This window comes from Nocardia canadensis (assembly GCF_032656385.1).
Classification (GTDB): Bacteria; Actinomycetota; Actinomycetes; order Mycobacteriales; family Mycobacteriaceae; genus Nocardia; species Nocardia canadensis.
In genome coordinates, this window is record NZ_JAVCWB010000004.1 from 61383 (window position 1) to 73881 (window position 12499).

A 12499-nucleotide genomic window follows, 5' to 3' on the forward strand; every position below is an offset into this window, starting at 1 on the left:
GAGCCGTCTGCCGGGCCGACGCGGCCCGGCAGCGGGTCAGCGACTGATGATCGGTACCAGATAGGTCCGCGCGAACGCGTCGAGTTCGTCGTCGGTGCGCAGCGGGAGCAGGCCGGTCGGCGCCAGGATCATCGAGTGCACCACGCGGCACAGCACCTCGGCGCGGGCCAGCAGGTCCGGCGTCTCGGCCAGCAGCCCGGCGGCGATCGCGTCCCGGAGCATCGATTCGGTGGTCAGGATCGACATCGTGAAGGTCGACGCGCTGTCGGTGGTGAGGTGCGGCATCACCCGGTCCGGTTCCAGGACCAGCAGCCGCTGCACGAGCGGGTGCTCGCGCCACCGGCCGATGACGGTCACGAGGATGTCGGCGACGAGGTCGTCGAGGTTGTCGTGCCTGCTCGGCAGGCTCCGCAGATCGGCCAGCACGCGCGCGACCTCCCGCGCGAACACCGCGGTGACCACGTCGTCGCGGGAGCCGACCCGGCGATAGACGGTCGCCCGGTCGACCCCGGCCTGGCGGGCGATGTCCTCGATCGTCGTCTTCTTGACGCCCACCTGTTCGAACTGGACCAGCGCCGCGTCGAGGATGCGCGCCGCGGCGGAATCGTCGGTTTCCGGGGTGTTCGTCGAGGTGGGGGACGCCGCGGTCATGTCGACCACGGTAGCAACTCGGCGCCCGATGCAACATATCCACACAATTTGTTGCTGCAACATTGCAATCATTTGTGTTGCATCGTACGGTTGAGGCATGGCTCACTCCGCTGACGCAACGAGGCGTCATCACCGCGAGGAAGCGCACGCGATCCACGCACGCGACGTGCACTTCGACTTCGGTGATGTGCCGATGCACTACATCCCGGGCGAGGTCTTCGCGACCCACGTCATCAATGTCATGCACCTGGTGCTGCCGGAAGGCGAACGGGCGATGGCTCGAGCGCTGGCCGAGGCGCTGCCCTACATCGACGACCAGCGGCTGCGCGAGGAGGTGCAGGGCTTCGTCGGTCAGGAGACGATGCACGCCAGCAGCCACGCCGACGCGCGCGATCACCTTCAGGCCCTTGGCCTCGACGTCGACTCGATGGTGCGGACCTTCGCCTGGTTCGTCGATCGCATCCTCGGCGACCACGGCCTCACCGGCCGGGCGAAGGAGGAATGGCTCAAGGAACGGCTCGCGCTGTTCGCCGGGATGGAGCACTACACCGCCGTCATCGGTGAATGGCTGCTGGAGAACGACACCTTCGAAGACCTCGGCATGGATCCGACCATGCTCGATCTGATCCGCTGGCACGGCGCCGAGGAAGTCGAACACCGCAGCGTGGTCTACGACGCGTACATGTATGTCGACGGCGGCTACGTGCGCAAGGCGCGCACGGCGGTGGCGGCGAGTGTGTCGCTGCTGGCCACCTTCCTGGTCTCCTCGGCCTACCTCTACGCCAAGGACCCCGCGCCGCACAAGGGTCCGTTCTGGCCGGTGCAGCTGGCCCGGGCGACCGCGCGCGGCATCGTGCCGAATTTCGGCCTGTTCCTCAGCGAGATCCCGCGCTACCTGCGGCCGGGCTTCCATCCCTCCCAGCTGGGGCCGATGGATCGCGCGCTGCGCTACCTCGCGCATTCGCCCGCCGCCCGCGCGGCCGCGCGGTGACGGCCACGGTGACTCCGATGGCGGAGCGGTACACCCCGCCGGTCGCCCTGCGGGCGATCGGCGCCGTCGCCGACGGCTACCGGCAGCTGTTCGTCGCGGGCCGCGCGGCCTCGCTGATCTCGCGACCTAATCCGGTGCGGCACGACGACTTCGAGATCGCGGTGACCGTCGCCGGGATCGAGTCGGTAGCGGTCGATGTCCGCAGCCTGACGCTGACCTCGCCGACCGGCGCACCGCTGCCGCCGTGGCGGCCCGGCTCGCACCTCGACATCGTGCTGCCCTCGGGAGCCCAGCGTCAGTACTCCCTGTGCGGTGACCCCGACGATCGCCGCCACTACCGGATCGCGGTGCGCCGCATCGCCGACGGCGAGGGCGGCTCGATCGAGGTGCACGACCGCTTGGCGGTGGGCGACACGCTGCGAATTCGTGGTCCGCGCAACGCGTTCGACTTCATCGCCGCGCCGTCGTATCTGTTCGTCGCGGCGGGCATCGGCATCACCCCGATCCTGCCCATGGTCCGGGCGGCGGCTCGCGCGCGGGCGCGCTGGCAGCTGGTCTATCTGGGCCGCTCGCGGGCGACCATGCCGTTCCTCGACGAACTGGCCGTCCTCGGCGGCCGGGTCGACATCCGTCCCGACGACGAGTTCGGCACCCCGGATGTGGGCGCGTTGATCGGCCGGGCCGCCCCCGGCGCGGCGATCTATGTCTGCGGTCCGCCGCCCGTCCTCGACGCCGCGCACCGGCACGCCTTCACCGTCAACCCGACGGGATCGCTGCACACCGAGCGTTTCTCCGCGCCGCCGGTGATCGACGGCAGGGAATTCGAGGTGACGCTGGCCCGGTCGGGCAGCACGGTCCGGGTCGGCGCCGACGAGACCGCGCTGGCGGCCATCACCCGGGTGCGGCCGGACGCGCTGTATTCGTGCAGGCAGGGGTTCTGCGGCACCTGCAAGGTCGCGGTCCTGGCCGGCGAGGTCGACCACCGCGACCGCAAACTCCTCGACGCCGAGCGCGGCGATCACATGCTGACCTGCGTTTCCCGCGCGGCAGGCGAATCCCTGGTCCTCGATCTCTGAGCAGGGCACGAACGAGAAAGGTCGTCCATGGGGCGAACAACACTCCCGTCGGCAACACCCACGCCCGCCGAACCCGCGCGCGATGATGCGACCTTCGACGTCATCTCACCCGCGACCGGCGCCGTCGTCGGCAGCTATCCGATCCGCACCCCGGCCGAGGTCGCGGCCACGGTCGCCGACGCCCGCCGGGCCGCGGACTGGTGGTCGCGGATCGGCTTCGCCGAGCGAGCCCGCCGACTGGATGCCTGGCGGGGCGAGATCACCCGGGGGCGAGCCGAACTCGCCCAGCTCATCCATCAGGAGATGGGCAAACCGCTCGCGGACGCCCGGCTCGAGATCGCGATGGCGCTCGAGCACCTGGCGTGGGCGGCGGGCAACGCGCGGCGGGTGCTCGGCCCGCGCGCGGTGCGGCCCGGCCTGCTCGCCGTGAATCAGGAATGCACGCTCGAGTACCGCCCGTTCGGGGTGGTCGGGGTGATCGGCCCGTGGAACTACCCGGTGTTCACCCCGCTGGGTTCGGTGTCGTTCGCGCTCGCGGCGGGCAACGCGGTGGTGTTCAAGCCCAGTGAGTACACCCCGGGCGTCGGGCACTGGCTCGCCGGCCGGTTCGCGGCCGTCGTGCCGGAACAGCCGGTGTTCCAGGTGATCACGGGCCTGGGGGACACCGGTGCGGCCCTGTGCCGGTCCGGGGTCGGCAAGATCGGCTTCACCGGATCCACCGCCACCGGCAAGCGGGTGATGGCCGCCTGCGCGGAGACCCTGACGCCGGTGCTGATGGAACTCGGTGGCAAGGACGCGCTGATCGTCGATGCCGACGCCGACCTGGACGCGGCCGCAGACGCCGCGGTGTGGGGCGGCATGTCCAACGCGGGCCAGACCTGCCTCGGCGTGGAGCGCGTGTACGTCCACACCGACGTCTACGACGAGTTCCTCCCGAAGCTCCTCGCCCACGCGCGGAAGCTGCGCGCGGGCACGGGTGCGGCGAAGATCGGGCCGATCACGATGGGCAAGCAGATCGCGATCATCCGTCACCACATCGAGGACGCGCTGGCTCGCGGGGCACGCGCCCTGCTGGGTGGTGCCGACGCGATCGACGGGCAGTTCGTGCAGCCCACCATCCTGGTCGATGTCCCCGAGGACGCGGTCGCCGTCACCGAGGAGACCTTCGGCCCGACGCTGACGGTCGCGCGGGTGCGGGATATGGACGAGGCGATCGAGCGCGTGAACGCCGGCCCCTACGGCCTCGGCAGCACGGTCTTCTCGCGCCGCAACGGCAGGCGCATCGCCGACCGGATCCGCGCGGGCGGCACCTCCATCAACGCCTATGTCGCCCATGCCACCATCGCGCGCCTGCCGCTGGGCGGCGTCGGCGACTCCGGCTTCGGTCGCGTGCACGGCGAGGACGGACTCAAGGAGTTCACCTACGCCAAGGCCACCACCCGGCAGCGTTTCGCCCTGCCGTTGGCCCTGACCACATTCACCCGCGGCGAGACCACCGACGCGATCGTCGATCGCCTGGTCACTGCGCTGCACGGAAGGAATCGGTAAACCATGGCACCAACCGAACACCGTCACATCGTCGTGATCGGTGCCGGATTCGGCGGCATCGGCCTCGCGATCAAGCTGCGCGAGGCCGGCTTCGACGACCTCGTCGTCCTCGAACGCGCCGCGGATCTGGGCGGAACCTGGCAGGCCAACACCTATCCGGGGTGCGCGTGTGATGTGCCCTCGCAGCTCTACAGCTATTCGTTCGCGCCCAATCCCGATTGGTCGCGGACCTACGGCAAGCAGTCGGAGATCCTGGCCTACATCCGGTCGGTGGCGACGAGATTCGATGTCGTCCGGGATATCCGGTTGAACACCGAGCTGCTCGAGGCTCGCTGGGACGAGGCCCGCTCACTGTGGCGTCTGGAGACCTCGCAGGGCGCACTGACCACCGACTACCTGATCTCGGCCACCGGGGTCTTCGCCGAAGCCAAGTACCCGACGCTGCCGGGGGTGGAAACCTTCGCGGGCGCGACGTTCCATTCCCTGCACTGGGATCACGACCACGATCTCACCGGTGAGCGAGTCGCGGTGATCGGCACCGGCGCCTCGGCGGTGCAGTTCGTGCCCGAGATCCAGCCGAAGGTGGCCGCGCTCACCGTCTTCCAGCGTTCCGCGCCCTGGATCGTGCCCCGGATGGACCGGCCGACGCTGGCGGTGGAGCGCTTCGCCCTGCGTCGGATTCCACTGGCGGGCAAGGTCATTCGCGGCGCCTGGTACACCGCGATCGAGGGCTTCGGGCTGGTCGGCTTCGTCGACAAGCGCTTCCGGCACCCCTATGAGCTGCTCGGCCGCTGGCAGCTGCGTCGCCAGGTGCGGGATCCGGAACTGCGCGAGAAGCTGACGCCGGACTACATGATCGGCTGCAAACGCGCGATCTTCGCCGACGCCTACCTGCCCGCCCTCGACAAGGACAATGTCGAGGTGGTGACCGACGGCATCGCCGAGGTGCGCCCGCACTCCATCCTCACCCGCGCCGGAGTCGAGATCCCGGTCGACACGATCATCTACGGCACCGGATTCGAGCCCGCGCCTTCGTCCTACGACCGGATCGTCGGCGGCGACGGCGTATCCGTGGGCGAGGTCATGCGTAAGCACCGGCGGACCTATCTGGGCACCGCCGTCGCCGGGTTCCCCAACTTGTTCCTCACCCTGGGACCGTTCGGCGCGGCGGGCAACCAGTCGGCGATCTTCATGATCGAGTCCCAGATCGCCTACATCGTCGACGCGGTGAAGACCCTGCGCGACAAGGGAGCACACCGGGTCGAGGTCCGGCAGCAGGTCCAGGACGCGTTCGTCGAGGAGATGCATCGGCGCAGCGCCGATACGGTGTGGCTCACCGGCGGCTGCGACAGCTACTACACCACCCCGGACGGGCAGAACGCCGGGCTCTATCCGAACTGGAGCTTCGAATACCGCAGGCGGACCAGCGCTTTCGATGCCGAGTCCTACGAAGTGAGTGCCTGATGGACATCACCGCGCTCCATCCGCTGAGCCTGCTCACGCGCCGGTCCTACGACGTGCGCGACAAGACGGTGCTGATCACGGGCGCCGCGCAGGGAATCGGCCTCGAACTGGCCAGGATCCTCTCTGCCCGCGGTGCCTTCGTGGTCGTGGTCGACATCGATGAGATCGGCGCCGAGGTGACCGCGGGCGAGCTGGGGCCTCGGGCCCTGGCGATCACGGCCGATGTCAGTGACCGCGCGGCGATGGTGGCCGCGACCCGGCTCGCGGTGGACACCTTCGGCCATCTCGACGTCGTCGTCGCCAACGCCGGGGTGACGCCTGCGCCCGCCACCGTGCGCACGATGGACCCGGCCGATTTCGACCGGGTGATGGCGATCAACCTCGACGGCTGTTTCAACACGGTCCATCCCGCCCTCGACCACATCGTCGCGGCGCGGGGGCACGTGGTCGTCGTCTCGTCGTGCGCGTCGTTCGCGCCGGGCATGGCCGGGTCGCCGTACATGATGAGCAAGGCCGCGGTCGAGCAGTTCGGGCGCGCGCTGCGGGTGGAACTCGCCGCGGCGGGCGCCAGCGCGGGCATCGCCTACTTCGGTGTCGTCGAGACCGAGATGACCCACGCCATGCTCGACCGCGACGACCTCGGCCGGGAACTGGACGAGATGCTGCCGTGGCCGCTGAACGTCCGCATCACCGCGACACACGCGGCCACCGTGATCGCCGACGGCATCGCCCGCCGCGCGGCCCGGACCATCGCCCCCAGCGGGTGGGAGCCGTACGCGCTGCTGCGCGGCGCGGTCAATGTGGTGCTCGACGCGCAGCTCGCGGGCAGCGGCAAGGTCAAGGACCTGCTCGACCGGGTCGAGCGGCGGAGCGGCCGATGACCGCGTCGGGGCGGGGATCGTTGCGCACCAGGGCCGCTCGGCTGCTGGCCGAACGCACGGTCAAGCCGTTGGCCGCCGCGCTGCCGGTCAACACCGCCACCCTGCCGGTGGCCCGGCTGGCGATCGATGCCGCGATGCGGGTGGTCGGGCCGAGCCTGGCGGGCACCTCGGTGGAGCGCGTCGACGACGGCCCGGTCCGCGGGGAGCTGGTCACCGGGCCCAAGGCCGACCGCACCGACGCGGTGATCCTGTACGTGCACGGCGGCGGTTTCGTCGCGGGCTCGGTGGCGGCGTATCGCGGTGTGGCGTCGCGCCTGTCGACCACGAGTCGCGCCCGGGTCTTCGTCGTCGACTATCGCCTGGCGCCGGAGCATCCGAGCCCGTGCGCCCAGCTCGATGTGGCGCGGGCGTATCGGTGGCTGCTGCGGCGCGGGTTCGCCCCGGACCGGATCGTGCTCGCCGGCGACTCGGCCGGGGGATTCCTGGCCGCCGATCTCGCCCTCGCCAACGCCCGCCTGCGACGTCGCGGACCGGCCGGGCTGGTGCTGTTCTCGCCGATGGCCGACCTCGGCCTGCGGATCGCCCGCACCGGTGTGCGCAGCCGGGACGGGGTGATCTCGTACACGCTGTCGGCGAAAGCGCTCGCCCACTTCACCAGCGAGCATCTCGAACTGCGGCCGGAGCGGGGCATGACGCTGCCGCCCACCCTGATCCAGACCGGTGGGGCGGAGTACTTCGCCACCGACGCCATCGAACTGGCCGAGCGCCTGCGGCAGGTCGGCGGGGTGTGCGAACTCCAGGTCTGGCCCGATCAGATGCACGTCTTCCAGGTCATGCCCGCACTGGCGCCCGAGGCCCGTTTCGCCTTCGGCGCCGCGGGCCGCTTCATCACCTCCCTGCTCGCTCCCGACACCGCCACCGCGGTCTGAACCACGGAAGACCTCCATGTCGACACCACGTTTCGAAACCCTCTGTGCCGCCTTCCAATACAACGCCACCATCGATCCCGACGCCGTCGCGTTGCGCACTCCGGGGAATGCCCACACGCTGACCTGGCGCGAATACGCCGACGGCGTGCGCGCGGCCGCGGCGGGCCTGGCGGCGCTCGGCATCGGCCGCGGCGACACCGTCGCGCTGATGATGAGCAATCGCGTCGAGTTCTATCCGCTCGAAGTCGGCGCCCAGCACGTGGGCGCGACCTCGTTCTCGGTCTACAACACCCTCTCCGCCGAGCAGCTCGCGCACGTCCTCGGCAACGCGGGCGCGCGCGTGGTGATCTGCGAGCCGCAGTACGTCTCGCGGCTGCGCGCGAGCGGCGTGCCGCTCGACCACCTCGTCTGTCTCGACGAGCCGGTCGAGGGCACGGTGCCGGTGGCCGAGATGATCGCCGGTGGCGCTGTGGATTTCGACTTCGACGCGTCCTGGCGGGCGGTCGAGCCCGCCGATGTGGCGACGCTGATCTACACCTCGGGCACCACCGGCAACCCGAAGGGCGTCGAGACGACGCACGCGAACCTGATGTTCCAGGCCTACGGTCTCGGCGATGTGCTCGGGTTCGAGTTCGGCGATTCGATCACCTCGTTCATGCCGAGCGCCCACATCGCCGACCGGCTCACCGCGCTCTACCTCCAGGAGGTGTTCGGCACCCAGGTCACCACGGTGTCGGACCCGAAGCTGATCGCGGCCGCGCTGGCGGATCTGCGGCCGACCATCTGGGGTGCGGTGCCCCGGGTGTGGGAAAAGCTGGCGGCCGCCATCGAATTCGTCGTCGCGAACGAGCCGGACGAGACACGCAGGCAGGGTATGCGGTGGGCGCTGGCGGTGGGGGCCGAGCGCAGCGAATACCAGCTGGCCGGGCAGCCGGTTCCCGACGACGTCGCCGCCGAATGGGCCAAGGCCGACGCACTGGTGCTCTCGAAGCTGCGGGCGAAGCTGGGTTTCGATCGCCTGCGCTTCGCGCTGTCCGGCGCCGCCCCGATCCCACCGCGCACGCTCGGCTTCTTCGCCGGGCTCGGGGTGCCGATCTCCGAGATCTGGGGCATGTCGGAACTGTCGTGCATCTGCAGCGTCAGCCCGCCGAGCGAGACCCGGCTGGGCACGGTCGGGCGACTGCTGGCCGGCATGGAATCGCGCATCGCCGAGGACGGGGAACTGCTCGTCAAGGGGCCGTTGGTGATGAAGGGCTACCGCGGCGAACCGGAGAAGACGGCCGAAGCCGTCGACGCCGACGGCTGGCTGAGCACCGGTGACGTGGTGACCGTCGACGACGACGGCTACCTGCGGGTGGTCGACCGCAAGAAAGAACTGATCATCAACGCCTCCGGCAAGAACATGTCGCCGACGACGATCGAGCACGCCATCAAGGCCGCGACGCCGTTGATCGGTGCCATGGCCACGATCGGCGACGGCAGGCCCTACAACACCGCGCTGATCGTCCTCGACGCCGAGAGCGCCGAACCCTATGCGGCACAGCACGGTCTGCCCGACGCGTCGGCCGCGGCACTGGCCGCGAATCCCGCCGTGCGCGCGCAGATCGCCGCGGGTGTGGCGGCGGGCAACGCCGCGCTGTCGCGGGTCGAACAGGTCAAGCGCTTCCGGATCCTGCCGGTGTTCTGGGAAGCCGGTGGCGACGAGGTGACACTCACCATGAAGCTCAAGCGGAAGGTGATCGCCGAGAAATACACGGCCGAGATCGCCGAACTCTACGCCGACAACCCGCCCGTCGAGGTGCTGGAACCGGCCTGACCTGTCGTCGGCGGGCCCGCATCGGGCCCGCCGCACGGTCAGGGCAGCACGTTGGGGATGATCTGGGGCGCCTGCTGGGCGACCAACGTGCCCAGGTAGGCGCCGGCGTAATAGCCGGCGTAGGTGCCGACCACCCCACCGACGATGCCGCCTGCGACCGCGCCGACCGGGACGCCGAGTCCCGCGGTGGGGACCGCCAGCGGGGTGGCCAGCGCCGCTCCGCCCGCCGCGCCGAGGCCGGCGCCGGCGATGCCGCCGATCACCTGACCGGCCGTCGAGCCGAGGAAGGTGGCGTTCTCGATCGGGCTGGCGATCGGCGCCGCCGTGGCGATCGGCCGGGTATCGGCGACCGGGTGCGCGGTGGCGAACTCGGCGGTGTCGCGCTGGTTCGCGCCGAGCGCGAGTTCGTCGCCGACTGGGGAAACCGACTGCGCGACAGCGTGTTCTTCGAGGGGCGCGACGGCGGCCACGGCTTGGACCGGCTCGGGCCGCGGTGCCGCGTATTCCGGCAGATCAGGGGTGTGCGAGACAGTCTGCACCTGCGCGGCCTGCGCCGCGCCGGGCCCGATGCCGAAGGCGATCGCCGCGGGCAGCGCCACCGCCACGGGAAGTCCGCGCAGGGCCGTGCCCCGCTTGCTCACTGCTCGATGCCGTCCAGCCACCTCGATGTCCTTCCCGAGTCCACAGTCGTCACAGGGCAGATCGCGGTCGGCGGAGCGCGCGCTACCGGGATGTGAGTCGCTTCTCTCACCCCGGGCGGCGGCTATGGCCCGACCGGGCTGCGGCGACGGGCGGCTGTTTCGGTGCCGGAGATCCGGGCATGGCCTGGTCAGAAACCACCGGAAAGCAGCGGCGGGCCGCCGAGCGAGCGGATGCCGCGCCGCTGACGCGCTGCTCGCCAGGAGACGGTCCTCGTCAACAGGAAGGCTTCGATGATGGGAAACGCCGGACCACAGCAGGGGGCTTCCGGGCCCGCTATTCCTCCCGAGTACACCCGGCCGGCGACTCCTCCGGACGAGGACCCGGACCACCCCTGCACCGAGCCGGGACCGGCGGCCGACCAGGAGGGGCCCGCGCTGCGCGGACCGACCGGCGTGCCGATCCCCGGCCCCGCCGACCTGCGCGCCCAGCACGGCGGCGCCCTGACCACCGCTCAGGGCCTGCGCGTCGCCGATACCGACCACGCCCTCAAAGCGGGCCCGCGCGGACCGGTGTTGCTGCAGGACATCCACCTGCGGGAGAAGATCACCCACTTCGATCACGAACGCATCCCCGAACGGGTCGTGCACGCCCGTGGTGTCGGCGCGCACGGGGTGTTCGTGGCCAACGGCGCCGCCGCGTCGCTCACCCGCGCCCGGTTCCTCGCCGCCGACGTGCGCACCCCGGTATTCGTCCGGTTCTCCACGGTGCTCGGTTCGCGCGGGTCGGCCGATACCGTGCGCGACACCCGCGGTTTCGCGGTGAAGTTCTACACCGACGAAGGGGTCTACGACCTGGTCGGCAACAACATTCCGGTGTTCTTCATCCAGGAGGCGATCAAGTTTCCCGATGTCATCCACGCCGGAAAACCCCAGCCGGACCGGGAGATTCCGCAGGCGCAATCCGCGCACGACACCTTCTGGGATTTCGTCACCCTGCACACCGAGGCGACCGCGCACACCTTCTGGAACATGTCCGATCGGGCGCTGCCGCGCTCACTGCGGATGATGGAGGGCTTCGGAATCCACACCTTCCGGCTGGTCGCCGCCGACGGCACGACCAGCCTGGTGAAGTTCCACTGGAAGCCACGCCTGGGCGTGCACTCCATGCTGTGGGAGGAAACCCAGCTGACGGCCGGATTCGATCCCGACTTCCATCGCCGGGACCTGGCCGACGCCATCGCGGCGGGAGCGGCCCCCGAATGGGATTTCGGGGTGCAGGTCTTCCCCGACACCCCCGATCACCTCTTCGACGGCATCGATCTGCTGGACCCGACCAAGATCGTGCCGGAGGAGCTCGCGCCGGTGCAGGTGATCGGGACGCTGCGGCTCACCGCGAATCCGGTGAACTTCTTCGCCGAGACCGAACAGGTCGCGTTCTGCCCCAGTCATCTGGTGCCCGGCATCGAGGTCACCGACGACCCGCTGCTGCAAGGCCGGTTGTTCTCCTACCTCGACACCCAGATCAGCAGGCTCGGCGGGCCGAATTTCGCCCAGCTGCCGATCAACACCCCGCATACCGCGGTCGACGACATGTTCCGCGACGGCATGCACCAGACCGCCGTGCACCCCGGCATCGCGCCGTACAAACCGAATTCGCTCGGCGGTGGCTGTCCGTACGCGGCGAGTCTCGCCGACCGGGCCTACACCGAGACGCCGACGCCGATCCCGCCGCCGGCCGCCGAGCTGCGGACCTCGGCGACGAGCGCCGGGGCGGTCTCCTTCGCCGACCACTACTCGCAGCCGCGGATGTTCTATCGCAGTCTCACCCCGGGCGAACAACAGCACCTGGCCGACGCCTTCGCCTTCGAGCTCGGAAAATGCACGTCGACGGCCATCCAGCGGCGCGGCCTGCAGATGCTGGTCGACGTCGACGACGAGCTGGGCGGCTACGTCGCCGCGCAGCTCGGGCTCGACACTCCGGCGCCGGATGTCGACGACCGGGTCGAGCTCGACCCGAGTCCGGCACTGTCGCAGCGACGCGGCGCGTTCCCGGTCGACGGCCGCACCGTCGCGGTGCTGGTGGACGACACGGCTTCCGCGGCGGCGCTCGAAGAGGTCCGCGCCACGCTCACCCAGGCCGGGATCCGGCCGTTCGTGGTCGCCGCGCACGGCGGCGAGATCGACGGTGTGCCGGTGGCGCGCACGTTCGCGACGATGCGATCGGTGGAGTTCGACGGTGTCGTCGCGCTGGCGGGCCCCGATGACGACCGGGTCGGCCTGCTCATCGAGGAGATGTGGCGGCACGGCAAGGCGATCGCCGCCGTCGGGACCGCCGCATCGATCCTGGAGCGCACCGGCGTCGACCCGGACGCCCCTGGTGTGACCGTGGCCGAGGCGGTCCCGGCCATCGAGGCACTGCTGACCGACCTGGGCGAACACCGAGCGTGGACGCGGATCGATCCGCCGGCATTCCCACGCTGACCACCGCGCAGGAGGTGCGCA

The 12499-nt window shown here is 70.4% G+C and carries 10 protein-coding genes; 8 read left to right on the forward strand and 2 right to left on the reverse strand.

Annotated features, from left to right (window positions below; genetic code table 11):
* Positions 1-36: 36 nt before the first annotated feature.
* The gene (locus Q7X29_RS09030; protein ID WP_218717950.1) at positions 37-651 is read right to left on the reverse strand and encodes a TetR/AcrR family transcriptional regulator; all 615 of its coding nucleotides are present in this window, start codon (positions 649-651) and stop codon (positions 37-39) included.
* Positions 652-748: 97 nt separating this feature from the next.
* On the opposite strand from Q7X29_RS09030, the gene Q7X29_RS09035 reads away from it, so the two are divergent.
* From Q7X29_RS09035 to fadD11, 7 genes are read left to right on the forward strand one after another with little or no spacing between them, the layout of a single operon-like run.
* Positions 749-1642 carry a metal-dependent hydrolase gene (locus Q7X29_RS09035; protein WP_316573791.1) on the forward strand — a complete coding sequence of 298 codons (894 nt, stop codon included), beginning with the start codon at positions 749-751 and terminating at the stop codon, positions 1640-1642.
* 17 nt (positions 1643-1659) lie between these two features.
* Entirely contained in the window at positions 1660-2718 is a 1059-nt protein-coding gene (locus Q7X29_RS09040; protein ID WP_316573792.1) for a PDR/VanB family oxidoreductase, read from the forward strand.
* A gap of 27 nt (positions 2719-2745) precedes the next feature.
* A complete protein-coding gene (locus Q7X29_RS09045) occupies positions 2746-4266 on the forward strand; it encodes an aldehyde dehydrogenase family protein (protein WP_316573793.1) in 1521 nt (506 codons plus the stop codon).
* Between the two features lie 3 nt (positions 4267-4269).
* A complete protein-coding gene (locus Q7X29_RS09050) occupies positions 4270-5730 on the forward strand; it encodes a flavin-containing monooxygenase (protein WP_316573794.1) in 1461 nt (486 codons plus the stop codon).
* Positions 5730-6611: a short-chain dehydrogenase/reductase gene (locus Q7X29_RS09055; RefSeq protein WP_316573795.1), complete on the forward strand. Its 882-nt coding sequence runs from the start codon at positions 5730-5732 to the stop codon at positions 6609-6611. Before Q7X29_RS09050 ends, Q7X29_RS09055 begins: the two co-directional genes overlap by 1 nt.
* Positions 6608-7540 carry an alpha/beta hydrolase gene (locus Q7X29_RS09060; protein WP_316573796.1) on the forward strand — a complete coding sequence of 311 codons (933 nt, stop codon included), beginning with the start codon at positions 6608-6610 and terminating at the stop codon, positions 7538-7540. Before Q7X29_RS09055 ends, Q7X29_RS09060 begins: the two co-directional genes overlap by 4 nt.
* A 16-nt stretch (positions 7541-7556) precedes the next feature.
* Positions 7557-9356 (forward strand): fatty acid--CoA ligase FadD11, encoded by a 1800-nt coding sequence (fadD11, locus tag Q7X29_RS09065; protein ID WP_316573797.1) that lies wholly within the window; start codon positions 7557-7559, stop codon positions 9354-9356.
* A gap of 38 nt (positions 9357-9394) precedes the next feature.
* On the opposite strand, the gene Q7X29_RS09070 is transcribed toward fadD11, so the two are convergent.
* Positions 9395-10018: a hypothetical protein gene (locus tag Q7X29_RS09070; protein ID WP_316573798.1), complete on the reverse strand. Its 624-nt coding sequence runs from the start codon at positions 10016-10018 to the stop codon at positions 9395-9397.
* Between the two features lie 273 nt (positions 10019-10291).
* Between Q7X29_RS09070 and Q7X29_RS09075 the strand changes: the two genes are divergently transcribed.
* On the forward strand, positions 10292-12478 hold the full coding sequence (locus Q7X29_RS09075) for a catalase (protein WP_394358675.1): 2187 nt from the start codon (positions 10292-10294) through the stop codon (positions 12476-12478).
* Positions 12479-12499 lie beyond the last annotated feature (21 nt).